This is a genomic window from Microlunatus panaciterrae (genome assembly GCF_016907535.1).
Classification (GTDB): domain Bacteria; phylum Actinomycetota; class Actinomycetes; order Propionibacteriales; family Propionibacteriaceae; genus Microlunatus; species Microlunatus panaciterrae.
In genome coordinates, this window is the sequence record NZ_JAFBCF010000001.1 from 1,159,391 (window position 1) to 1,181,852 (window position 22,462).

Genomic DNA, 22,462 nt, shown 5'->3' on the forward strand with positions numbered 1-22,462 from the left:
ACCGGGCGGACCGTGTTTGGCCTGGTGAGAGCGAGATTTTCTGGGTGGAGCTAAGGAGATTCGAACTCCTGACCTTCTCGATGCGAACGAGACGCGCTACCAACTGCGCCATAGCCCCTCTGGATGAACCAGCAGGGAGACTTTACCATCCCCGGTTTCGTCGCTCGTGCGTAGGCCGGCATCCGCGCTCTGAGCCTGTCGAAGAGCGTCCTTCGACATCCGCGCTCTGAGCCTCTCGAAGAGCGCCCTTCCACATCCGCGCTCTGAGCCTGTCGAAGAGCGTCCTTCGACAAGTGGCCCTTCGACAGGCTCAGGGCGCGGTCCAGGCTCAGGGAGCGGAGGGCGGGCTCAGGACACGGTCAGGAGGCTCTGCGGTCGCCTTCGGCGTTCTCATCTTCGGCAACGGGATTGACCGGTGCGACGCGCTCGGGGGCATCCGCTGTCACCGGGACGCTCTGGCGGCCGGCGGAGGTGACCTCCGGTCCGGACAGGTCGATGGTACGGACGGTACGCGGGGCGAGCGGCTTCGAGACGTACGTCGGCAGCGTGATCGGCACCGGATCCCACAGGGCACCGGTCCGTTCGGGCTGCTTCGGCTTGTGGTGAAGTTTCTTCTCCACCTTGAGATCCGCTTTGGCCAGATCGTCGCGGCTGAGGAACACCGTCGACTCGTCACTACCACGGCAGATCTCGGCATAGCGGGCATCCAACCGACGCCGCATGCCGTTGACACTGATCCGAGCCACCACAACGAACGCCAGCAGCAGTCCGCCCGGAATGAGCGACGACCACCACGGCCCCAGGCCGGCTGTCCAGACCGCGACCGCCACGGTCACCGCCATCATCAGGGCGACCAGCACGCGACGACGTCGCTTGGCGGCCACCCGTTCGAGCCGGCGGAGGTCCTCGATCGCGGCCCGACGAGTCAACGGGGTGGAGACTTCGGCGGCCGGGATCTCGGCCAGGTCCTGGTCGAGTAGCGGCGCCGTCCCCCGTTTGATGATCCGCATCGAGTCGGAGAAGCGGTTCGTCGGATCGTCCTCTTCCGCCGGTGCTGCGTCACGTCGCTTGGCATAGAGCGGAACGAGGTAGGCGAGCCACGCGATCGCAATCGCGGCATAGATCAGTCCTGTCGTCCCCACACGGAGACCGTAAGCGGGCCGACGCAATCCCACCGTGACCTGAGGCGGTGTGTCGCAAGAAACAGCAGTGACGGGTGGGGATCGGCCTCTTCAGGTCCGTTGCCGCTCCCAGCGCGCCATCAGACCCTCCGGCACCTCCTCGCTGTTCAGGGCGAAGACCAGGTGGTCACGCCAGTCGCCGTCGATGTGCAGATATCTGGGGCGGAGCCCCTCCGGACGGAAACCGAGCTTGTTCACCACCCGCAGGCTCTTGGCGTTCTCGGGCCGGATGGCGATCTCGATCCGGTGCAGCCGCATCGTCTCGAAGCAGTAGTCCGTCGCCATCGCCACCGCTGTGGGGATCAGTCCTCGGCCGGCCCATCGGTGGTCGATCCAGTAGCCGATCTGCCCCCACGAAGCCGAGCCACCCACGATGCCGCTCACCGTGAGCTGCCCGGCGAGCACCGGCTTCGCCGCCTTTGCGCCCTCCTCCCCCGGGTCATAGAACAGCAACCACGGCAGCATCCTGCCTTCGCGGGCCTGGCGGTTCAGCGCCCGGACCAGGCCGGAGTACGTTGTGGGCCCGGGCACGCTTCCAGCCGGCAGGGTGGCCTCCCAGGGACGCAGCCAGGACTGGTTCAGCCGCCGGACCCGCTCCCACTCCCCCTGGTCGCGATAGCGCATCGGCCGCAAGGTGATCTGACCATGCCGCAGCGTCACCGGCCAGTGATGCTCCCGGCCGAACGACTGCATCCGGGCGGGCACCTCAGTGATCACCCCCGCGGAGTTGGCTGACGGCATGCAGCAGTATCGGGGCCAGCACTGCCATCCCGTCCCGCGCTCCTCCGCTGGAACCCGGCAGGTTGACGATCAGGGTCCCGCGGGCGGTGCCGGCCAGCCCTCTGCTGAGGACGGCGGTCGGGACCCCCTGGTCCCAGCCGTAGCGGGCGACCGCCGCCGCCAGCTGCGGCAGCTCACGGTCCAGCAGCGGCCGGGTCATCTCCGGCGTCTGGTCGGTGGGGTTCAGACCCGTACCGCCCGTCGTCAACACCACCGCGTGCCCGGCCGCGACCGCCTCGGTCAGCGCAACCGCCACCGGCGGGCCGTCGGGCACCACCAGCGGATCGCCGACCTCGAAGCCGAGCTCGGCCAGTCCGGCGACCAGGATCGGGCCGGACCGGTCCGCATACACGCCGGCCGCGGCCCGCGAGGACACGGTGATGACCAGCGCGCTGTGGCTCATCGCGGGCCGGTCACCGAGCGCTGCCAGTCGCCGCTCCGGCCACCCGACTTCTGCTGCACCAGGATGTCGGTGATCACCGCCTCGCGGTCGATGGCCTTGATCATGTCCACCACGGCCAACGCGGCAACCGACACGGCCGTCAGCGCCTCCATCTCGACCCCGGTGCGCTCGGTGGTCCGCACCGTGGCCGCGATCTCCACCCCGTCATCCACGACGTTGATCAGGACGTCGACACCGCTCAGGAAGAGCGGATGACACAGCGGCACCAGCTCCGGCGTCCTCTTGGCCCCTTGGATGCCCGCAATCCGGGCCACCGCCAACGCGTCGCCCTTCGGCACCGACCCCTCGCGAAGCGCGGCCACACATTCGGGACTCAGCTGGACCCGGCCGGTGGCCGTGGCCGTGCGGGCGGTGACCTCCTTGCCGGAGACGTCGACCATCCGGGCGTCGCCGCTCGGGGAGAGGTGCGGGAACTGCGGCCCGCCGGACTCGGCCATGGCTCAGTCGTCCTCGTTCAGCAGCCAGACGACGACCTCGTCGCCGGCCGCCACGAGCTCGGTCTCCTCAGCCAGCAGGACCAGCGCGTTGGCCCTGGAGAGGTCGCCCAGCAGATGCGAGCCGTGGCCACCGGCCAGTTCGACCTGGCGGGAGCCGTTCTCGTCGTAGGTGACGATCCCGCGCGCCAGCTGGACCTTGCCCGGGATCGACGTGATGGCGTGGCTGGCGACGCAGCGGACCGCGGTGCGGCCGTAGGGCCGCGTGCCCATCAGCTTGCGGATGGCCGGCCGGACGAAGGCCTCGAACGAGACGAAGGCGCTGACCGGGTTGCCCGGCAGCATGATCATCGGCGTCCGGTCCTCACCAATCAGGCCGAAGCCCTGCGGTTTGCCCGGTTGCATCGCCACCTGGGCGAAGTCCGTCGCCCCCATCTCCGGCATGACCGCCTTCACCACATCGAAGTCACCCTGGCTGACACCGCCGGTGGTCAGGATGAGGTCGGCGCGTACCTGCTGGTCGGAGATGGTCTGCTTGACCTCCTCCGGGTCGTCGCTGACCAGGCCGACCCGGAAGACCTGGGCGCCCGCAGCCCTGGCCGCAGCGGCCAGCATGTAGGAGTTGGAGTCGTAGATCTGGTCGGCGCTGTCCAACGGCAGCCCGGGCTCGACCAGCTCGGAGCCGGTGGAGACCACGACCACCCGCGGCCGCGGGCGGACCAGCACCTTGTCCAGACCGATGGCAGCCAGCAGACCGATGGCACGAGGTCCCAGCCTGTCCCCGGCGGAGAAGACCTGCGTGTCGGCCTCCACGTCCTCGCCGCGACGACGGATGTGCTGTCCCGCCTCCCGCGGAGCGAAGATCCTGACGTCCTGCTCGCCGCGGTCGGTGTCCTCGTACGGGATGATGGCGTCGGCGCCTGCCGGCACCGGCGCCCCGGTCATGATCTTCATGGCGGTCCCCGGCGACAGCGGGTGGGAGGCCGACTTCCCGGCCGCGATCTCCCCGACGACGGGCAGGATGACCGGCGACCCCGGCGTGGCATCTGCGACGTCCGCCGCTTGCACGGCGTAGCCATCCATGGCCGAGTTGTCGAAGCCGGGCAGGTTCACCGTCGAGACGATGTCCTCGCAGAGACTCAGGTCCAGGGCGTCCAGAATCTGCTGCCCGAACGGGGGCAGCTCCTCGATGCAGTCGAGCAGGTAGTCCCGGTGGTCGGCCAGCGAACGGAGGCCGTCGGGCCTCGCTGCGGGCGGCTCCGGCAACGACGGGAGCGCGTGCTGCGCCGGCGCCTCGGGTTCTGGGGACTTCTTACGGCCGAACAATGGCATGGCCAACACCCTAGGGGAACCCCTCGGCGAATCCGCAGAGGACGTGGCAGGTCGAGCGGCCGCACCTCCGAGGGCTGCCTGCCACTCTGGCTGCCTCGCCTGTGACTGGCCCTACGCTGAGGCCATGGTTGATGCGCAGGGTCAGGGACAGTCAACGGCTGATGCGGCCGCGCTGCAGGAGGCCAAGGCGCTGCTCCGTGAGGCAGTCCTGCTGCGCCGGGAGACGCGGACGGCAGCCGAGCGCACGCAGCAGGACCTGGCTCGGTTCGCGCAACTCCAGAAGGCCCTCGAACCCTCGCTCGGCGGTCTGCAGACGGTGTCGGTCTACCTGTCCACCGGCGCGGAGCCCAGCACCCTGCAGCTGATCGGCTGGCTGGCGGCCCACGACATCACTGTTCTGCTGCCCGTACTGAGCGGAGGCCCGGACGGGATCCGCAAAAGCCAGCCGGACTGGGCGCCCTACGGGGGACCCGACCGGCTGCGAATCGGCCCCCATTCCATCCTTGAACCGACCACAGCGCCGCTGGGTCCGCAGGCCCTGGCGCGGGCCGACCTCGTGATCGCCTCGGCCCTCGCGGCGAGCGCCGAAGGTGACCGGCTCGGTCGAGGCGGCGGCTGGTATGACCGTGCTCTCGAGCACGCGTCGCAAGCGGCCGAGACCTGGGTCCTGCTCAACGACGAAGAGGTCCTCAAGATCATTCCGACTCAAGCATGGGACCGGCGAGTGGACGTGCTGGTCACGCCCTCCCGGCTGATCCGCACTTCCCCCCACGCGGCCTGAATCTGTCGGCACTTGCGCTCCCGCTCCGAAAACTCATCAGAACGCGACATTTCGCCCGCCCCAAAGCCGATCTGGCCGCAGAACTCAACAGAACGCGACATTTCAGCCGCCCCAGACCCGAACCGGCACCAGAACTCTTCAGAACGCGACATTTCGGCCGCCCCAGACCCGAACCGGCACCAGAACTCATCAGAACGCGACATTTCGCCCGCCCCAGACCCGAACCGGTACCAGAACTCAACAGAACGCGACATTTCGCCCGCCCCGCGCACCTTCCCCCGCATGCCTTCCCCCGCGCGGGTCAGGCTCGGGCGAGGGAGACGGAGACCTGCTGACCCTCACCGACGGAAACGATGGCTCCGTCGACCGGCGCATCGCTCACCTCCAGCGTGGTGGTCAGCGTCTCGGAGGTGATCAGGTCGGCATGCGCGTTGATCGCAGCCAGCACATCGGCGCTCCCACCGAGCCGCAGCGTGATCCGGTCGCTCACCTCGAGTCCGGCGTCGCGACGACCCTGCTGCACCGCCCTGACCACATCGCGAGCCAGACCCTCCGCCGCCAGCTCTGGCGTGACCGCTGTGTCCAAGATCACGAACCCGGACCGGGGCAGCATCGCGACTGCACGGCTGTCGTTCGGGTCGGCGTCATCGACCACGGTCTCCAGGGCATACTCCCCTTCCAGCAAAGCGATCCCGCCGGCGGTGACCGTCCCGTCATCAGCGACCGACCAGTCCCCGGACTTGCTGCCGCGGATCGCCAGCTGCACGTCCCTACCCAGCCGCGGACCGGCGGCCCTGGCGTTGACCTGCAGCGACTGCCGGACACCGAAGCCACCGCCCGCGGCAGCCGAGATGTCGGTCAGCTCCAGCTCGCGTACGTTCACCTCATCGGAGATCAATTCCACAAACGGCTGCAGCGCGGCGGCATCATCAGCGACCACAGAGAGCTTGGCCAACGGCAGTCGTACCCGCAGCCGCTCCGCCTTGCGTACCGCCGACGCGACCGAGCAGACCTCACGGGAGCGGTCCATAGCCGCGACCAGCTGATCATCGGCCGGCAGCTGGTCGGCGTCGGGCCACTCAGCCAGGTGCACCGAGCGACCTCCGGTCAGGCCACGCCAGATCTCCTCCGAGGTCAGCGGCAGCAGCGGCGCCACCGCGCGGTTCGTCACCTCCAGCACCGTGTACAGCGTGTCGAAAGCGGCCTTGGACGCCTCGCTCTCGCCATCCCAGAACCGCTCCCTCGAGCGGCGGATGTACCAGTTGGACAGCACCTCCAGGAAACTCCGGGTGGCATCACAGGCCGCGGCCACGTTGAGCTGGTCGAGCTCGCTGGTCATGGTCTGCACGAACTGTCGAAGCTTGGCCAGGATGTAGCGATCCAGCACATCGGTCGAGGTGGCGGAGAACTTCGCGTCATAGCCGGCACCGCCGTTGGCGACGTTGGAGTAGAGCGAGAAGAAGTACCACGCGTTCCAGAGCGGGATCATCACCTGCCGCACCCCGTCACGGATCCCCTGCTCGGTGACGATCAGGTTGCCTCCGCGCAGGATCGGCGAGGACATCAAGAACCAGCGCATCGCGTCGGCGCCGTCCCGGTCGAACACCTCGTTGACGTCGGGATAGTTCCGCAGCGACTTGCTCATCTTCTGCCCGTCGCTGCCGAGCACGATCCCGTGACTGATGCAGTTGGAGAACGCGGGCCGGTCGAACAGGGCCGTCGCCAGCACATGCATGGTGTAGAACCAGCCGCGGGTCTGGCCGATGTATTCGACGATGAAGTCGCCCGGGTAGTGGTGCTCGAACCAGTCCGCATTCTCGAACGGGTAGTGCACCTGGGCGTACGGCATCGAGCCGGAGTCGAACCAGACATCGAGGACGTCCTCGATCCGGCGCATGGTGGAGCGGCCGGTCGGGTCGTCCGGGTTCGGTCGGGTCAGTTCGTCGATGTAGGGCCGGTGCAGGTCCGGCACCGAGACGCCGAAGTCGGCCTCAAGATCAGCCACCGAGCCGTACACGTCGATCCGGGGATACTCCGGGTCGTCGGACTTCCAGACCGGGATCGGACTGCCCCAGAAGCGGTTCCGGCTGATCGACCAGTCGCGGGCGCCGGCCAGCCACTTGCCGAACTGCCCGTCCTTAACGTGCTCGGGCACCCAGTTGATCTCCTGGTTGAGCTCCACCATCCGATCCCTGAAGGTGGTCACCTCGACGAACCAGCTCGACACCGCGCGGTAGATGAGCGGGTTCCGACAGCGCCAACAATGCGGGTAGGAGTGGTCGTAGGTCTCGTGCCGCAGCAGCACCGTCCCGGGGGTGGTGGAACCGGCCGCCTCGCCGCGGGTGCAGGCCTTCAGGTCGTCGATGATCATGAGGTTGGCGTCGAAGACCTGGACCCCGGCGTAGTCACCCACCTCGGCGGTGAACCTGCCGGCCGCGTCCACCGGGACCACCGGGGTGATCCCGGCGACATCGGTGACCGCCTTGTCCTCCTCGCCGAAGGCGGGTGACATGTGCACCAGGCCAGTGCCGTCCTCGGTGGTGACATGGCTGCCGGACAGCACCGTGTGCGCATTCTCATTGCCGACGAAGTAGGAGAACGGCGGCCGGTAGGCCCGGCCCAGCAGGTCGGCACCCTTCAGCCGCTCGACCACGTGGTCGGCGGCGTCCTCGCCCAGCTCGCGGGCATAGGCAGCCAGCCGCGCCTCGGCCAGCAGGTAGCGCTCCCCCTCGTGCTCCACCACGACGTAGTCGATGTCGTCACCGACCGCGATCGCCTGGTTGCTGGGCAGTGTCCACGGCGTCGTGGTCCAGATCAGCGCCAACTCACCCGTCTCCAGCCGGACACCGACGGTGACGGCGGGGTCCTGCCGGTTCTGGTAGACGTCGTCGTCCATCCGCAGCTCGTGATTGGACAGCGGTGTCTCGTCGTTCCAGCAGTACGGCAGCACCCGCATGCCCTCGTAGACGTATCCCTTGTCGTACAGGGTCTTGAACGCCCACAGGACGCTCTCCATGTAGTCCCGGTTGAGCGTCTTGTAGTCGTTGTCGAAGTCCACCCAGCGGGCCTGGCGGGTGACGTAGGCCTGCCACTCGTCGGTGTAGCGCAGCACCGACTCCCGGCAGGCGGCGTTGAACTCCTCGATGCCCAGGGCAAGGATGTCGTCCTTGGTCTTGAGACCGAGCTGGGACATCGCCTCAAGCTCGGCCGGCAGGCCGTGCGTGTCCCAGCCGAAACGCCGCTCGACGTGCCTGCCGCGCATGGTCTCGAAGCGGGGCACGATGTCCTTGACGTACCCGGTCAGCAGGTGACCGTAGTGCGGCAGGCCGTTGGCGAACGGCGGCCCGTCGTAGAAGACGAACTCGTTGGCCCCGTTCTCGCCGGTCGGGTTCTTGGCGACCGAGGCTCGAAAGGTGTCGTCGGCCTTCCAGTAGGCCAGCACCCGTTCCTCGAGCTCGGAGAACTTGGGGCTCGAGGGGATGCGGAAGGCCGCCTCGCCGTCGACGGGTCCGGTCGTTGCCTTGGGGTACATCATGGGGTCTCATCTCACTCGTGGTGCTGTGCCGATCACGAGGACGATGTCTCCACCGCGGTACCACCTCGCTTGCCGACGCCTGCGCCCTTGTGGGGCCGGCATCGACCGCTCTGGTCCAAGGCTGTCACGGGCCCACCCGTCCGGTTCTAGTGAAGACCGGCGCCAGCGCCGTCTCGTTCTTCCGGAGGCTCACCGGTGATGGCCGGATCACTGCCTGTAGCCCGATTCTAGCCCGTGACCCCGGGCGCACCGCCAATCGATATCGACAGGCGTTTCGGCTCGTCATCGCAGCGGATGCCGCCACTCCACGCGTGGGAGGCGATCCGCTCGCACGATGACCAGCCGATTCGTCTGTTCACGGCCGCAGCACGACCCGATCCGACTCGGCGTCGACCAGCTGGTCTCCCACTCGAACCCGCCAGGGCTTGTCGGTGCCGACGGCGTCCACGCTGAGCTGGTCTCCGTCCCGCCGGACCGTGAAGGTCGCCTCACCGACCGCGACGGTGCGCTCATCGCCGTCGGCGAACTCGAAGATCCCCAGGGTCACACCGTCGGCGTGGTCGTAGTCGGGCCGATCGCTCCGGCTGCCGCGTGGGATCACCGATCCGGGTCGAACGAACAGCGGCAGCGAGTCGAAGCCGTACGTGTCCCGATGCCACCGTGGCCCGGCCAGCTTCTCCCCCGACAGCAGGTGGGTCCAGATGCCCTCCGGCAGGTAGAAGTCGACCGTGCCGTCCTCGCTGAACACCGGCGCCACCAGCAGCTGGTCGCCCAGCATGTACTGCGTCTCCACCGTGACCGCACCCCTGTCGTCGGGAAACTCCATCACCATCGGGCGCATCACCGGCACCCCCTCGGTGTGGGCGATCCGACCGAGCCCGGACAGGTAGGGCATCAGCGACATCTTCAGACGGGTGAAGTCCCGAGTGACGTCCACCGCCTCCTCGTCGAACACCCACGGCACCCGGTAGGAGCCGGACCCGTGCAGCCGGGAGTGCGAGGACAGCAGGCCGAAGGCGACCCATCGCTTGAACACCGCCGGGTCCGGAGTGCCCTCGAATCCGCCGATGTCGTGGCTCCAGAAGCCGAAGCCGGAGAGCGCCAACGACAGGCCGCCGCGCAGCGACTCGGCCATCGAGACGAAGGTCGACTCGCAGTCACCACCCCAGTGCACCGGGAACTGCTGGCCCCCGGCGGTCGCCGACCGGGCGAACACCACAGCGTCGCCGTCGCCCCGCTCCTGCCGGAGCAGGTCGTGCACGCACCGGTTGTAGCGCTGTGCGTAGTAGTTGTGCATCAGCTCGGGGTCCGAGCCGTCGTGCCAGCGGACGCCCTCGGTCGGGACCCGCTCACCGAAGTCGGTCTTGAAGGTGTCGACACCCTGGTCCAGCAGGACCTTGAGCTTGCCGGCAAACCAGCCGCAGGCCTCAGGGTTGGTGAAGTCGACCAGAGCCATCCCGGCTTGCCACATGTCCCACTGCCAGACATCGCCGGACTCCGTCTTCAGCAGGTATCCGTGCTGCTTGCCCTCTCGGAACAGCTCGGACCGCTGGGCGATGTAGGGGTTGATCCAGGCCGAGATGTGCACCCCCTTCGCCTTCAACCGGGCGAGCATGGCCGCCGGCTCGGGGAACAGGTCAGGGTCCCAGACCAGGTCGCACAGATAGAACTGGCGCATCCAGAAGCAGTCGAAGTGGAAGACGCTCAGCGGGATCCCCCGCTCAGCCATCCCGTCGATGAACGAGCCCACGGTGGCCTCGTCATAGCTGGTGGTGAACGAGGTGGAGAGCCACAGCCCGTACGACCAGTCCGGCACCTGCGCCGGGCGGCCGGTCAACGCCGTGTACTTGGTCAGGATCTCCTTCGGCGTCGGACCGTAGATGACGTAGTACTGCAGCCGCTGGCCCTCGACCGAGAACTGGCTCCGAGAGACGACCTCCGAGCCGACCTCGAAGCTGACCCGCTCGGGATGGGCCACGAACACCCCGTAGCCGGCGTCGGTGAGATAGAACGGGATGTTCTTGTACGCCTGCTCCGAGGCGGTTCCGCCGTCGGCGTTCCAGATGTCGATGGACTGGCCGTTCTTCACCAGCGCACCGAACCGCTCCCCCAGCCCGTAGACGTGCTCGCCGACGCCGAGTCCCAGCTGCTCGCGGACGAAGTGGCGACCGGCCGCGTCGGTGATCACTCCGACGCCACGGGAGGTGGAGGAGGTCAGCGTCCGCCCCTCGGCGGTGAAGTCCAGGGACCACTCGCCGCTGGCGGCTACCGTGGCGGTCAACTGCCCGGAGGAGAACGTGGCCGCACCACCATCGGCCGGTACGTCGATCTGGACCACCGGGTGGGTGCGGTTGAGCTCGAACGCCGGGCCGCGTTCTTGCACACCTTGGAAGTGTTCGATCCGAACACCGATCACGTCCTCGGCCGGCGCATCGAGGGTGATGGTGACGACCGGACGGTTGAGCGTGTCGCCACGCCCGGTGATCGGCGCGGTCGCCGCAAAGATCGTCAGCTCATCCTCGGAGGCGCTGATCTCGTCCACGCCACGCGGGCGCAGGATGGTGACACCTGGCAGGGCCTGCCAGTAGCCGTCGGTGAACTTCATCGAGACTCCTCAATCAATACGCGGGCGTCCTGTGCCGGGATGGGCACGGTTGCGCTGTGGACGGTGTCGGTCAAGAGATCACGCACCGGATGCGGAACGCTGATGCCCCGCTCGTCCCAGCCGTGGTTGATCACGAACAGCGCCTCGCCTCGCCGTACCACCTCGACGTCGACGGGCGGCCGTTCACGGTCGGCTGCGACGCCGGCACCGGTCAGCACCATGTCCAGCAATCTTTCCAGTTGGGCGGGTGCGGGGACAGTGCCCAGATAGCAGGCACGACCGGCACCGAAGCGGTGATCCAGCACCGCGGGCAGGCCGTCCAGCGGGCCACCGGTGAAGGAGGCCATCACGTCGGCGCCCTCGGCGCGCAGCCGCTCACCCCACGTCCGCGCCTCGCCGTCACCGAGCCGCTCGGAGAGCAGGCCGGTGCGGATGCCGTCCGGCAATGGCAGCCACTCTTCGCCGCTGCCCCCGATGACCTCGGTCAGCCCGACAGGGAACCGACCGGGGCGGAGGTGGCCGCGGCTGTCCGCCACCGCGGAGAACGGCCCCAGAACCAGGTGCCCGCCCTGCCGCACATAGTCGCGCAGCCCCGCCAAGGCCTCATCGTCGACCAGGTAGAGCTGCGGCGCCAGCACCACCGGATAGCCGAAGAGGTCGTCCCCCGCCGACCGGACATCGACCAGCACGCCGGCCCGCCACAGCGGCCGATACCAGGACCGCAGCTGATCAAGTACCCGCAGCCGGCGTGACGGCATCGCGTCCTCCTCGGCGGCCCACCAGCTCGACCAGTCGAAAAGCAGCGCGACGGAGGCGTGGGACCGGGAGCCGGCCACCTCCTTGAGCCGGGCCAGGTCAGCGCCGTGCCGGCAGACACCGCGGAAGACCTCCGTGTCCGCACCGGCGTGCGGCAGCAGCGCGGAGTGGAAACGCTCGGCGCCGAACGTCGAGGCCCGCCACTGGAAGAAGCAGGATCCGTCACTGCCGCGAGCGATGGCCTGCAGAGAGTCGAGCCGCATCCGCTGAGGCGTCTTGGGGACGTTGTGGTCTCGCCAGTTGACGGCTCCAGCCGCCTGCTCCATCAGCATCCAGCCTCGGCCGTCGGACAGCGAACGCATCAGGTCATGGGTCAGTGCCGTGTCCATTGGCGCCTGCGGGTCGGCGGGGTCGGGGTAGGAGTCGTCGGCGATCACGTCGATCTCCTCGGCCCAGCTGTGATAGTCCACGTGCGGGAAGAAACCCATGAAGTTGGTCGTCACCGGGACGTGCGGCGCCTGCTCGGCGATGATCCGGCGCTGTTCGAGGTAGAGCTCGCGCAGCGCGTCGGAGGCGAACCGACGGAAGTCGAGCTGCTGGCTGGGGTTGATCAGGTACGGCGCCGCCCTGGGTGGCACCACCTCGGCCCACTCGCTGTACCGCTGGCTCCAGAAGCTGGTCCCCCATGCCTGGTTGAGGCCGGCCAGATCGCCATAACGCGCGCGCAGCCAGCTCCGGAAGGCCACCGCGCAGCTGTCGCAGTGGCAGACCTGCCCGAACTCGTTGCCGACATGCCACATCACGACGCCGGGGTGGCTCGCGTAGCGGTTGACCAGCTCGGCGACGACGGCACGGCTGCGCTCCCGATACCTCTCCGAGGTCGGGCAGAAGTGGTTGCGCGAGCCGTTGCTCATCCGCACTCCGTCACGGTTCACGGTCAGGGCGTCCGGCCAGCGGTGACCGAGCCAGGGCGGCGGCGACGCGGTCGGGGTGGCCAGGTCGACCCCGATCCCGTTGTCGGTGAGGAGCGCGAGCACGTCGTCCAGCCAACCGAAGTCCCACTCGCCGGGCGCGGGCTCCAGCATGGCCCAGCTGAACACACCGACGGTGGCCAGGTTGACCCCGGCCTGCCGCATCAGCGCGACGTCTTCCCGCCAGACTGCCGGCGGCCACTGTTCGGGGTTGTAGTCTGCGCCGTACAGGAGCCCACGGCTGGCGGTGACTGCGCTCAAGCCGGGACGGTCGCGGTGAGCATCAACTGAGCGGTCGCCCCGATCGTGAGCACTGGTCATAAGTGGGGAACCTCTCGAGACTGGAGAACGATGGCCACCGTCAGAGACGTCACCCAGGTGGCCGACATGTTGCCGTCCACTGTTTCGTACCGGCCGCGCGACAGGCACGCCACCTCCCCGGACACGCCGAGGCGCCCCACCGGCCATCCGCACCGACGATGACCAGCGCCTACGAGCTGTTCGCCATCGACCGCCTGCTCAGCGACGAGGAGAAGGCCGTCGCTGCCACGGTGCAACAGTGGGGCGCGCAGTTCGCCGTGCCCCGGGTAGCCGACTGGTTCGAGACGGCTGCGCCGCCGGTCCGTGAGCTGGCGGTCGAGCTGGGCCGACTCGGGCTGTTGGGCATGCACCTGCAGGGCTATGGCTGCGCGGGAAGCACCGCTGTGCAGTACGGGATGGCCTGCCTCGAGCTGGAGGCGATCGACTCCGGGCTCCGCAGCCTGGTCTCGGTCCAGGGATCGCTGGCCATGTTCGCCCTCTGGCGCTACGGCAGCGAGGAACAGAAGTCCGAGTGGCTTCCCGAGATGGTGTCCGGCCGGGCCATTGGCTGCTTCGGGCTCACCGAGGCCGACTTCGGCTCGGATCCGGCCGGAATGCGGACGACCGCCCGCCGAGATGGCACCGACTGGATCCTCAACGGCAGCAAGATGTGGATCACCAACGGCTCCGTCGCCGACCTCGCGATCATCTGGGCGCGCACCGCCGACGGCATTCGGGGTTTCGCGGTACCCACCGACGCGGCAGGGTTCCATAGCCGGGAGATCACCCGAAAGCTGTCACTGCGGGCGAGCATCACTGCCGAGCTGATCATGGAGTCGGTGCGCCTTCCCGACGATGCGCTGCTGCCCGGCGCGATCGGGCTGGCCGGTCCGCTGCGCTGCCTGACCGAGGCCAGGTTCGGGATCGTCTTCGGCGCCTTGGGCGCGGCCAGGGACTGTCTGGAGACTGCGAGGCGATATGCGCAGGACCGCCAGGTGTTCGGTCGACCACTCAGCAGCACCCAGCTGACCCAACGCAAGCTGGCCCAGATGGCCGTGGAATGGGGCAACGGGATGCTGCTGGCGCTCCACCTCGGCCGGCTCAAGGACGCCGGCGCGCTCCGGCCCGAGCAGGTGAGTCTGGGCAAGCTCAACAACGTCGAGAAGGCGCTCCAGATCGCCCGGGAGTGCCGCACCATCCTGGGAGCCAACGGCATCAGCCTGGACTATCCGGTGATCAGGCATGCGGCCAACCTGGAGTCGGTACTGACCTATGAGGGCACGTCGGAGGTGCACCTGCTGACGATCGGTCAGGCGCTGACCGGCCAGTCGGCGTTCCGCTGAGCGATGATCAACCAGGAACCAGCTCGAGCCGGTGCTGCGCTGCCGCGTCAACCTTCGCCCGTCCCACCACGAACGGGATCATCCTGTTCGATGCCCACAGCTCGGTCTGGTCGTCGTAGTTGCGGTGGAAAGCATGCCCGGACACCCCGCTCTGGTTGATCCAACGTGAGCCGTCACGGTCGGCAAGATCAACGATCATGCGCATGGTCGGACCATGCGTCACTCGGTATCCCAGCCGGTCGTCGTAGGCCAGGGCGTCCACCACCGCAGGTCCGCCGCCGACCTCGTAGTCGCCCCGGTTGAACAGCGCTTCCACCGCAGGGATTCCCGACTTGCCCAGGGTCTGATGCACCAGCGTCAGACGGTGCAGCCTGCCCCACTGCCAGGCCCCGGTGTCTCGAGCCATCAACGAGGTCAGCTCCTTGCGCGCCTGGGTCATCGCCGCCAGCAGGATGTCGTCTCGGGTCTCCACCTGCGGCGTGGTGATGTCGTCCCACCACGAGCTCGTCGGCTGGTCGAGCATCGAGGCGACCACGGCGAACCAGCGGTCACCGCCGGTCGGCCAGAGCTCCTCGGGCAGCTGGTCCCGGAAGGTCAGCTTGAGGATGTTGTGGAACACGACGTTGAAGTAGGCCGCGGCATTGGAGTCGGCCGAGGCGGAGTAGTCCCAGCCGACGAGGGTCTGCTGACCCTCCTTGATCCACGGGTCGGTGACCTTGATCTTGAGCAGTCTCGGCGTCAGATCGGCGGCGAAACGGATGGTGTCGTCGTAGAACACGTTCTCCGCGTTGTCCAAGGTCAACGGGGGCGCCGCCTCCAGCCGGTCGATGATCTCCTGGCTGCGCCAGCCGTACGAGTAGTCGGAGCCGAGCTTGATCGGGTACCGAGCGGAGACGATCGGCTGGTTGGCGGTGACGATGTAGCCGCTCGGCGGGTTGTAGACGTAGGGCAGCTCGTTGAAGTCGACCAGTCCCTTCCAGTCGTAGGCAGGGTCCCATCCGGGCGAGGGCAGCAACCCGTTCCCCTTGCCGCGTTGGGGTAGCGCACCCGGCAGCTGATAGCCGATGTTGCCCTCGACGTCGGCGTACACCAGATTCTGCGACGGCGCCGCCAGCAGCTTGGCCGCCGCTCGGAACTGGCTGAAGTTCTGAGCCTTGTCGAGTCCGAAGAGGGAGTCCATGGTCCTGCTGGGGGTGAGCGCGACCCAGCTCAGCGCCACGGCATAGCCGGATTGGCCCGGTTTCTTCGAGCGCTCACCCATCAGGCGCAGCTGGTCATCCACGTCTGACAGCAGTGGGCCGTGCCGCGACTCACGTACGGTGAGCGAACGGGGCTGGTCCTCCCCGGCGACCTTGATCTCCTCGGTGCGCGTGACCAACGGCTGATAGTTGGAGCCGACCCGGACCGTGTTGTCACGGACCTCTTCCAGATAGAGGTCCTGGACATCGAGGTAGCTGGTGGTGAACCCCCAGGCGATCTTCTGGTTCTGTCCGATGATCACGCCGGGCATGCCGGCGAAGCTGAACCCGGACACTTCGAACGGGCAGTCGCTGTTCACGACCCGACAGTGCAGGCCGACCTGGGCGGAGATCGACGGGATCGACGTCGCCAGATGCGGGTCGTTGGACAGCAGCGGCTTCCCGCTTGCCGTGCGCCGACCCGATACGACGTAGGAGTTCGAGCCCACCTCGGCGCCAAGGGCCTGGTCGCCGAGCAGGTCGGGGATGGCGTCCCCCGCCTTCGCCGCCGCTCTCAACGCCCGGTCCGCACCTCGAAGGTGTGCCGTGTCGGCGCCCGCCGGAGCGGTTCTCTGCGACCCGGCACTCGCCCTGGGGTCGAACTTCCCGTCCACGACCGCACCCCGGGTGACGATCGGGTCGAACTTCTCAAGGTCGTAGGGCGGAAACAGCTGGGCCGCCCGGCTGGCGCCCACCCGGGTGGTCATCAGGGCAAGCTCGGTCTCCTGGCGGCGATTGGAACTGAGATCCCAGGCCATCGCCTTCAGCCACGCAACCGAGTCAGCTGCCGTCCAGGGCTCCGGGGTGTAGTCCGGGCCGGTGATCCCCAGCACGCTGTACTCCAACGACAACTCGGCGGTGGTGCGGCTCTGCAGATAGGCGTTCACCCCGGCTGCGTAGGCGTCGAGGTAGCGCCGGGTGCTGGGCGACAGCAGGGACAGCTCCTGCTCGGCCACCCGGCGCCAGCCCAGTGTGCGGATGTAGGCGTCCGTCTCCACCTCCGAAGGCCCGAACAGCTCGGCAAGCCGGCCGGAGGTCACATGGCGGCGGAAGTCCATCTCGAAGAACCGGTCCTGGGCGTGGACGTACCCCTGGGCGGCGAAGAGGTCCTCCGCGTTGTCGGCGTAGATGTTGGGCACCCCATAGCTGTCGCGGAGCACGTCGACCGGTCCATTCAGCGCGCTCAGCACCAGACGGCCGTCCTCCTGCGGGAAGGACTGCCGGACCGTGACCACTCCAAGGCTGGACAGCGCGCTGACCACCAGCATCAGGACGAAGATGCCGAACAGGAGCGAGCTGGGAATACGACGCACCGGGCAACCCTAACGATTCGGCGGCGGGGCGGCGTCGTCGCGCCCGCAGACTCCGTTTCCCGTGGCCGGTTAGCAGTCGGTATGCTTGAGTGCTAGTCGACGAGTGTTGGCGTCATCAGACTCTGGAGCCGAGAAGCACTATGCCCACGTATCAGTACCGCTGCACCGAGTGCGGCCGCGAACTCGAGGTCGTGCAGAAGTTCAGCGACCCTGCCCTGACCGTCTGCCCGAACTGTGAGGGTGCGCTGCGCAAGGTCTTCAACGCGGTCGGTGTCGTCTTCAAGGGTTCCGGCTTCTATCGCACCGACAGCCGCACCGCAGGCGAGAAGTCCGGCGGTGCCGCGCCGAAGAAGGCCGACGGCGACGGGGCGTCCAAGCCAGAGCCGACCCCCAAGACAGAGAAGCCGGCGGCCAGTGGATCGTCCACCAACGGCTCGTCCGCCAACGGCTCGTCTGCCAGCTCCTCTTCAGGGAACAGCTCGTCCACAGCCGGCAAGGCCGCCACGAACTAGCCTGTGGACGGCGTGCACGATCGGCGCGTCTGTCCTTAGCGTCTGGTCATGACGCGAACCAATACCCGCCCGGCCGACCCTTCCCGGCGTCGGCACCCTCTGCGCGAGCTCGGCCGAGCGGCGTCCTGGCACCGCCGCAAGCTCGCCGTGGTGGCCGCCGTGGTCGCCGTCCTGGCCGGTGTGAACGCAGCGGCCCCCGAGGCGCCGCCCACCGTCTCGGTGGTGACCGCTGCAACCGCTCTGTCCGGCGGCATCACGCTGACCCGGGACGATCTCGTGCTCAAGCGACTGCCGGTTGAGGCGGTCCCCGATCGCGCCCTCGGCGACCCCCTTCGGTTGGTCGGCGCGGTGCTGGCGGCGCCGGCGTCGCGTGGCCAGATCATGACCGAGCTCAGCCTGCTCACCGCAACCGTCGCCCCGGGTCGGGTGCTCGCCCCGGTCAGGCTCGCCGATGCCGATCTGGCGGCGCTGCTCCACCCCGGCGATGTCGTCGATGTGATCGCGGCAGACCCGCAGTCGGCCACGGCGCAGGTCGTCGCCCGGCGGATCCGGATCGCGACGGTCCCCGTCCCAGCCTCCAACCGCGGTTTCTCGGGCGCGGGCCCCTCGCCTGACGGAGCCTTGCTCTTGGTCGAGGTGGATGACAAGACAGCCACGATCTTGGCGCGGGCCAGCGTGTCGGCACGGCTGAGCGTGGTGTTGCGATAGAAGTGGTGGACACCTGCGGCGGCCCGCGATGAACCGTGAGTACCACGACATTTGAACGAGGGAGAAGGCGCATGAAGGGCTTCAAGGATTTCCTGTTCCGGGGCAACCTGATCGAACTGGCGGTCGCTTTCATCATGGGGGCCGCCTTCGCCGCCGTGGTCACGTCGTTCACCGGGATGATCATGGACCTGATCGGCAAGGCCGGTGGTGTTCCCGACTTCAGCACCGTGTCGGTCGCCGGCATCGGCGTCGGTAAGTTCATCACCGCCCTGCTGAGTTTCCTGTTGATCTCGGTCGTGGTCTATGTCGCAATCGTGCTGCCCTACAACAAGATCAAGGCGCGCAACAGGACCGAAGACGCGACGCCCACGGTCACCAGCGAGGATCTGCTGACCGAGATCCGCGACCTCCTCCGCGCCCAGCGCCCCTGACCCCCCTCCGCGCCCTGAGCCTGTCGAAGGGCCCTAGCACCACAACACGTGTCCTGAGCCTGTCGAAGGGCCCTAGCACCACAACACGTGCCCTGAGCCTGTCGAAGGGCCCTAGCACCACAACACGTGCCCTGAGCCTGTCGAAGGGCCCTAGCACCACAACACGTGCCCTGAGCCTGTCGAAGGGCATTTCAGCAAGCTCAGAGCGCGACATTGGGCCGCTCTTCGCCAAGCTCAGAGCACGTATGTCGAGCCCGCTCTTCGACAGGCTCAGAGCACGTGTTTTGTCGCTCTTCGACAAGCCCAGAGCGCGAAAGTCGGGGCTGCCCTCATCCACCGTGATGCGGGGGCACCTCCCGCAGCAGTCGCTGATCGGCGGCGGTCAGTGGCAGCGGGCGCGACACCCGGGCCTGGCGGATCAGCGCATCCAGGCCCAGCTCCTCCTGCAGCTGGCGGAGGGCTGCGGCGAACTGGGCCGCACCGATTCCCCGGCTCAGCTCGGGGGGGACCGGGTGCGGCCACACCTGTGCCGCAGCAAGTCGCGTACGGACATGATCATGGATCGCACCCGAGCCGGGGTCCGCGTTCAGCCGGGCCGACAGGGCACCGGGGTCCGGCCGCGGCTGCAGACCCAGCTCGGGCAGCCTGCGTCCGAGCACGGCAAACGCCAACGCCTGATGCCAGGCGGCCTCGGCTGTGGGCGCGGTCATGCGGCCGATCCTAATCGCGAGAGCCCGCACCCCATGGGGCTGGCCGGCCGCGGACGCGCGGTGTGCCACCCCGACCCGGCAGCTCACGGCGATATAGAGTGAGCCCGTCCACAGCCGCACACTCCCGTAGAGGAGGTCGGCTCGCCTGCCGCATGCCGAGAAGGGGTCCTGGGTGAGGGTTTCGCTCTTCATCACCTGCCTTGCCGACACCTTGTTTCCGGACGTGGGCAAGGCGACGATCACCGTACTCGAACGGCTGGGCTGCGATGTTGACTTCCCCGTCGCGCAGACGTGCTGTGGACAGATGCATCTCAACACGGGCTATCCGGAGCTGGCCGGTGGGCTGGTACGCAGCTTCGCCGAGACGTTCGCCGGCTCCGAGGCGGTGGTGTTGCCGTCCGGCTCCTGTGCCGCCATGCTCCGCCACCATGCCGACCGGGTCGCGGAGGGCATCGAGCTGCCGCCGGTGTACGAGCTGTCGGAGTTCCTCATCGACGTGCTCGGCGTGACCGATGTCGGGGCACGGTTCCCGCACACCGTCACCTACCACCCGACCTGCCACTCGCTTCGGCTGCTCGGCGTCGGCGAGCGACCCTATCGGCTGCTGCGGGAGGTCGAAGGACTGGAGCTGCGCGAGCTGCCGGGTGCCGATGAGTGCTGCGGCTTCGGCGGCACCTTCGCCGTCAAGAATGCCGAGACGTCCAGCGCCATGGGCCAGGACAAGGTGGCGGCGGCGGTCGGGACGGGTGCCGAGATCCTCTGCGCGTCGGACTCCTCCTGTCTGATGCATCTGGCCGGCGTGGCCGGCCGCGAGCACGCCCCGCTCCGGACCATGCACCTGGCCGAGATCCTGGCGAGCACCGGATGAGCAGACCGGCCCGCCACGACCGGCGACGACGCGGCACCGAACCGGTCCGGCTGCACCCCAAGCCGGACCAGGCCTTCCTCGGCATGCCCGCCTTCCCAGATGCGGCTCGAGTGGCGCTCGGGGACCAGCAGCTGCGCGCCAACCTCCGCCATGCCACCCACACGATCCGGGCCAAGCGCCTGAACGCGGTCGGGGAGATGCCGGACTGGCAGGACCTGCGAATGGCTGCGGCGGGCATCAAGGACGAGACGCTGGCCCACCTCGACGACTATCTCGTGCAGTTTGAACAGGCGGCGACGGCAGCGGGCGCCACGGTGCACTGGGCCGTCGACGCCGAGGAGGCCTGCCGGATCGGGGTCGAGATCGCCCAACGCCACCGGGCTCGGGACGTCATCAAGGTGAAGTCGATGGCCACCCAGGAGATCGGCTTGAACGAGGCGCTCGAGGCTCATGGCATCCACGCCTGGGAGACCGACCTGGCCGAACTGATCGTGCAGCTGGGCGGCGACACCCCGAGTCACTTCCTCGTGCCCGCCATCCACCGCAACCGGGATGAGATTCGCGACATCTTCACTGAGCGGATGGGACAGGTCGGCCGGGCCGCACCGGACGATCTCACCTCCGAGCCGCGCCGCCTGGCCGAGGCCGCCCGTCTCCATCTGCGGGAGAAGTTCCTCTCCACCACGGTGGCGTTCTCGGGTGCCAACTTCGCCATCGCCGAGACCGGCACCCTGGTCGTGGTCGAGTCGGAGGGCAACGGCCGGATGTGTCTGACCCTGCCCGATGTGCTGGTCTCGGTGGTAGGGATCGAGAAGCTGCTGCCCAGCTTCGCCGACCTCGAGGTGTTCCTGCAGGTGCTGCCCAGGTCCTCGACCGCGGAGCGGATGAACCCGTACACCACGATGTGGACCGGTGTCTCCCCCGGGGACGGTCCGCAGGAGGTGCACGTGATCCTGATCGACAACGGGCGGACGCGGGCGCTGGCTGACGAGGTGGGTCGGCAGGCGCTGCGCTGCATCCGCTGCTCAGCCTGCCTCAACGTGTGCCCGGTGTATGAGCGGGTCGGTGGCCACGCCTACGGTTCGGTCTATCCAGGACCCATCGGCGCCATCCTCAACCCGCTGCTGCACGGCGTCACCGACGAGCACGACGCACAGCTGCCGTTCGCCTCCAGCCTGTGCGGCGCCTGCTATGAGGCCTGCCCGGTGGCGATCGACATCCCTTCGGTGCTGATCGACCAACGGGCTGCCGCCGTACGGGAGAAGGCGCACCATCGCGTCCCGACCGCGGAGTCGGTTGCCATGAAGGCTGCCGCCTGGACCTTCGGCGATGCCAAGAGGCTGGCGAGGGCGCAGAAGACCGCCAGTCTGGGCCGCGGCGTGGCTCGCCATGTGGGCTGGCTGCCGGGCATGCTCGGCGGTTGGACCAGCAGCCGCGACCTGCCGGAGGTGCCCCGGCAGTCGTTCCGTGCCTGGTGGTCCCAGCGCGAGGACACCGCGACAGTGAAGGCGCTGGAGGAATGAGCAGCCGCGAACGGATCCTCAGCTCGGTCCGGACAGCCATCACCGGAGCCACCGCACCTGTCGTCCCGCGCGGCTATGCCGACCGCCTCGAGTTGGACGCAGCCGGGCAGATCGCGCTGCTGGTGGAACGCATCCGTGACTACAAGGCGGACGTGCGGGTCATCAGCCAGGCGGACCTGGCCCGGACCATCGGCAACGTCCTCGGCGAACGGTCGGCGTCCAGCGTCGTCGTCCCCGCTGACCTCGATCCCCAATGGCTGACCACGGTCACCTGCGAAGTGCTCCGGGACGATCCTCCGCTGGATGCGCGGCGCCTCGACCAGGTCAGTGCGGTGGTGACCTCGAGCGCGGTGAGTGTGGCGTTGACCGGCACCATCGTCCTGGACGCGGGGACGGCTCAGGGCCGCCGCGTCATCTCGCTGATCCCGGATCTGCACATCTGCGTGGTGCCGGCACAGACGATCGTCGGCACCGTCCCCGAGGCGGTACGACGGCTCGACCCCGTGCGCCCGCTGACCTGGATCTCCGGGCCCAGTGCCACCAGCGACATCGAGCTCAACCGGGTGGAGGGTGTGCACGGCCCGCGCAACCTGGTCGTGCTGATCGTCAACTGACCAGGCTGTGGGTCACCTCACAGACCGGACGGAAATACGCGTCGAAGATTGACGGTTAAACCGT

19 protein-coding genes and 1 tRNA gene are annotated in these 22,462 nt (G+C 68.2%); 9 read left to right on the forward strand and 11 right to left on the reverse strand.

From position 1 onward, the window contains the following. Positions 1-45 precede the first annotated feature (45 nt). From JOE57_RS05210 to glp, 6 genes are all read right to left on the reverse strand, one after another. A tRNA-Ala gene (locus tag JOE57_RS05210) sits at positions 46-118 on the reverse strand. A gap of 241 nt (positions 119-359) precedes the next feature. Next, on the reverse strand, positions 360-1,142 hold the full coding sequence (sepX, locus tag JOE57_RS05215; protein WP_204916710.1) for a divisome protein SepX/GlpR: 783 nt from the start codon (positions 1,140-1,142) through the stop codon (positions 360-362). Between the two features lie 90 nt (positions 1,143-1,232). After that, a complete protein-coding gene (locus JOE57_RS05220; RefSeq protein ID WP_204920235.1) occupies positions 1,233-1,874 on the reverse strand; it encodes a GNAT family N-acetyltransferase in 642 nt (213 codons plus the stop codon). Between the two features lie 13 nt (positions 1,875-1,887). After that, entirely contained in the window at positions 1,888-2,364 is a 477-nt protein-coding gene (locus JOE57_RS05225) for a MogA/MoaB family molybdenum cofactor biosynthesis protein (protein ID WP_204916711.1), read from the reverse strand. After that, positions 2,361-2,861: a cyclic pyranopterin monophosphate synthase MoaC gene (gene moaC / locus JOE57_RS05230; protein ID WP_204916712.1), complete on the reverse strand. Its 501-nt coding sequence runs from the start codon at positions 2,859-2,861 to the stop codon at positions 2,361-2,363. The genes JOE57_RS05225 and moaC overlap by 4 nt, the downstream gene beginning before the upstream one ends. 3 nt (positions 2,862-2,864) lie before the next feature. Beyond that, entirely contained in the window at positions 2,865-4,190 is a 1,326-nt protein-coding gene (gene glp, locus JOE57_RS05235; protein ID WP_204916713.1) for a molybdotransferase-like divisome protein Glp, read from the reverse strand. Positions 4,191-4,314: 124 nt separating this feature from the next. Here glp and JOE57_RS05240 point away from each other — a divergent pair, with 124 nt between their 5' ends. Further along, positions 4,315-4,971: a 5-formyltetrahydrofolate cyclo-ligase gene (locus tag JOE57_RS05240; RefSeq protein WP_204916714.1), complete on the forward strand. Its 657-nt coding sequence runs from the start codon at positions 4,315-4,317 to the stop codon at positions 4,969-4,971. 301 nt (positions 4,972-5,272) lie between these two features. Here JOE57_RS05240 and ileS read toward each other — a convergent pair whose 3' ends face one another. The 3 genes from ileS to JOE57_RS05255 all read right to left on the reverse strand — a co-directional run bounded on the left by ileS (position 5,273) and on the right by JOE57_RS05255 (position 13,099). Next, complete coding sequence (gene ileS / locus JOE57_RS05245; protein ID WP_239578847.1) at positions 5,273-8,506, reverse strand: isoleucine--tRNA ligase; 3,234 nt, start codon at positions 8,504-8,506, stop codon at positions 5,273-5,275. Positions 8,507-8,861: 355 nt separating this feature from the next. Continuing rightward, positions 8,862-11,111 carry an alpha-xylosidase gene (gene yicI / locus JOE57_RS05250; protein ID WP_204916715.1) on the reverse strand — a complete coding sequence of 750 codons (2,250 nt, stop codon included), beginning with the start codon at positions 11,109-11,111 and terminating at the stop codon, positions 8,862-8,864. Beyond that, positions 11,108-13,099 carry a beta-galactosidase gene (locus JOE57_RS05255; protein ID WP_204916716.1) on the reverse strand — a complete coding sequence of 664 codons (1,992 nt, stop codon included), beginning with the start codon at positions 13,097-13,099 and terminating at the stop codon, positions 11,108-11,110. Before JOE57_RS05255 ends, yicI begins: the two co-directional genes overlap by 4 nt. 90 nt (positions 13,100-13,189) lie before the next feature. On the opposite strand from JOE57_RS05255, the gene JOE57_RS18915 reads away from it, so the two are divergent. Then, positions 13,190-13,321, forward strand: a complete 132-nt coding sequence (locus JOE57_RS18915) for a hypothetical protein (protein WP_275588304.1) — start codon at positions 13,190-13,192, stop codon at positions 13,319-13,321. Then, positions 13,318-14,481 carry an acyl-CoA dehydrogenase family protein gene (locus JOE57_RS05260; protein ID WP_204916717.1) on the forward strand — a complete coding sequence of 388 codons (1,164 nt, stop codon included), beginning with the start codon at positions 13,318-13,320 and terminating at the stop codon, positions 14,479-14,481. The genes JOE57_RS18915 and JOE57_RS05260 overlap by 4 nt, the downstream gene beginning before the upstream one ends. A gap of 7 nt (positions 14,482-14,488) precedes the next feature. Here JOE57_RS05260 and JOE57_RS05265 read toward each other — a convergent pair whose 3' ends face one another. Further along, entirely contained in the window at positions 14,489-17,032 is a 2,544-nt protein-coding gene (locus JOE57_RS05265; RefSeq protein ID WP_204916718.1) for a penicillin acylase family protein, read from the reverse strand. Between the two features lie 140 nt (positions 17,033-17,172). On the opposite strand from JOE57_RS05265, the gene JOE57_RS05270 reads away from it, so the two are divergent. The 3 genes from JOE57_RS05270 (at position 17,173) to mscL (ending at position 18,683) form a co-directional block, all read left to right on the forward strand. Next, the gene (locus JOE57_RS05270; RefSeq protein ID WP_204916719.1) at positions 17,173-17,544 is read left to right on the forward strand and encodes an FmdB family zinc ribbon protein; all 372 of its coding nucleotides are present in this window, start codon (positions 17,173-17,175) and stop codon (positions 17,542-17,544) included. 48 nt (positions 17,545-17,592) lie between these two features. Then, complete coding sequence (locus tag JOE57_RS05275) at positions 17,593-18,252, forward strand: SAF domain-containing protein (RefSeq protein ID WP_204916720.1); 660 nt, start codon at positions 17,593-17,595, stop codon at positions 18,250-18,252. Between the two features lie 71 nt (positions 18,253-18,323). Further along, positions 18,324-18,683 carry a large conductance mechanosensitive channel protein MscL gene (mscL, locus tag JOE57_RS05280; RefSeq protein ID WP_204916721.1) on the forward strand — a complete coding sequence of 120 codons (360 nt, stop codon included), beginning with the start codon at positions 18,324-18,326 and terminating at the stop codon, positions 18,681-18,683. Positions 18,684-19,012: 329 nt separating this feature from the next. Here mscL and JOE57_RS05285 read toward each other — a convergent pair whose 3' ends face one another. Continuing rightward, positions 19,013-19,393: a hypothetical protein gene (locus tag JOE57_RS05285; protein WP_204916722.1), complete on the reverse strand. Its 381-nt coding sequence runs from the start codon at positions 19,391-19,393 to the stop codon at positions 19,013-19,015. A gap of 172 nt (positions 19,394-19,565) precedes the next feature. Between JOE57_RS05285 and JOE57_RS05290 the strand changes: the two genes are divergently transcribed. Genes JOE57_RS05290 through JOE57_RS05300 form a run of 3 tightly spaced genes read left to right on the forward strand, consistent with a single transcriptional unit; the run spans position 19,566 to position 22,398 of the window. Beyond that, entirely contained in the window at positions 19,566-20,261 is a 696-nt protein-coding gene (locus JOE57_RS05290) for a heterodisulfide reductase-related iron-sulfur binding cluster (RefSeq protein WP_204916723.1), read from the forward strand. Further along, positions 20,258-21,784, forward strand: a complete 1,527-nt coding sequence (locus JOE57_RS05295; protein ID WP_204916724.1) for a LutB/LldF family L-lactate oxidation iron-sulfur protein — start codon at positions 20,258-20,260, stop codon at positions 21,782-21,784. Before JOE57_RS05290 ends, JOE57_RS05295 begins: the two co-directional genes overlap by 4 nt. Beyond that, positions 21,781-22,398 carry a LutC/YkgG family protein gene (locus tag JOE57_RS05300; protein ID WP_204916725.1) on the forward strand — a complete coding sequence of 206 codons (618 nt, stop codon included), beginning with the start codon at positions 21,781-21,783 and terminating at the stop codon, positions 22,396-22,398. The genes JOE57_RS05295 and JOE57_RS05300 overlap by 4 nt, the downstream gene beginning before the upstream one ends. Positions 22,399-22,462 lie beyond the last annotated feature (64 nt).

Coding starts and splice junctions, on each gene's coding strand:
- JOE57_RS05270 (WP_204916719.1), top strand. CDS start 17,173: ATGCCCACGTATCAGTACCGCTGCACCGAGTGCGGCCGCGAACTCGAG.
- JOE57_RS18915 (WP_275588304.1), top strand. CDS start 13,190: ATGGCCACCGTCAGAGACGTCACCCAGGTGGCCGACATGTTGCCGTCC.
- JOE57_RS05220 (WP_204920235.1), bottom strand. CDS start 1,874: ATGCAGTCGTTCGGCCGGGAGCATCACTGGCCGGTGACGCTGCGGCAT.
- moaC (WP_204916712.1), bottom strand. CDS start 2,861: ATGGCCGAGTCCGGCGGGCCGCAGTTCCCGCACCTCTCCCCGAGCGGC.
- glp (WP_204916713.1), bottom strand. CDS start 4,190: ATGCCATTGTTCGGCCGTAAGAAGTCCCCAGAACCCGAGGCGCCGGCG.
- JOE57_RS05285 (WP_204916722.1), bottom strand. CDS start 19,393: ATGACCGCGCCCACAGCCGAGGCCGCCTGGCATCAGGCGTTGGCGTTT.
- JOE57_RS05225 (WP_204916711.1), bottom strand. CDS start 2,364: ATGAGCCACAGCGCGCTGGTCATCACCGTGTCCTCGCGGGCCGCGGCC.
- JOE57_RS05240 (WP_204916714.1), top strand. CDS start 4,315: ATGGTTGATGCGCAGGGTCAGGGACAGTCAACGGCTGATGCGGCCGCG.
- JOE57_RS05260 (WP_204916717.1), top strand. CDS start 13,318: ATGACCAGCGCCTACGAGCTGTTCGCCATCGACCGCCTGCTCAGCGAC.
- yicI (WP_204916715.1), bottom strand. CDS start 11,111: ATGAAGTTCACCGACGGCTACTGGCAGGCCCTGCCAGGTGTCACCATC.
- JOE57_RS05275 (WP_204916720.1), top strand. CDS start 17,593: ATGACGCGAACCAATACCCGCCCGGCCGACCCTTCCCGGCGTCGGCAC.
- ileS (WP_239578847.1), bottom strand. CDS start 8,506: ATGATGTACCCCAAGGCAACGACCGGACCCGTCGACGGCGAGGCGGCC.
- mscL (WP_204916721.1), top strand. CDS start 18,324: ATGAAGGGCTTCAAGGATTTCCTGTTCCGGGGCAACCTGATCGAACTG.
- JOE57_RS05295 (WP_204916724.1), top strand. CDS start 20,258: ATGAGCAGACCGGCCCGCCACGACCGGCGACGACGCGGCACCGAACCG.
- JOE57_RS05300 (WP_204916725.1), top strand. CDS start 21,781: ATGAGCAGCCGCGAACGGATCCTCAGCTCGGTCCGGACAGCCATCACC.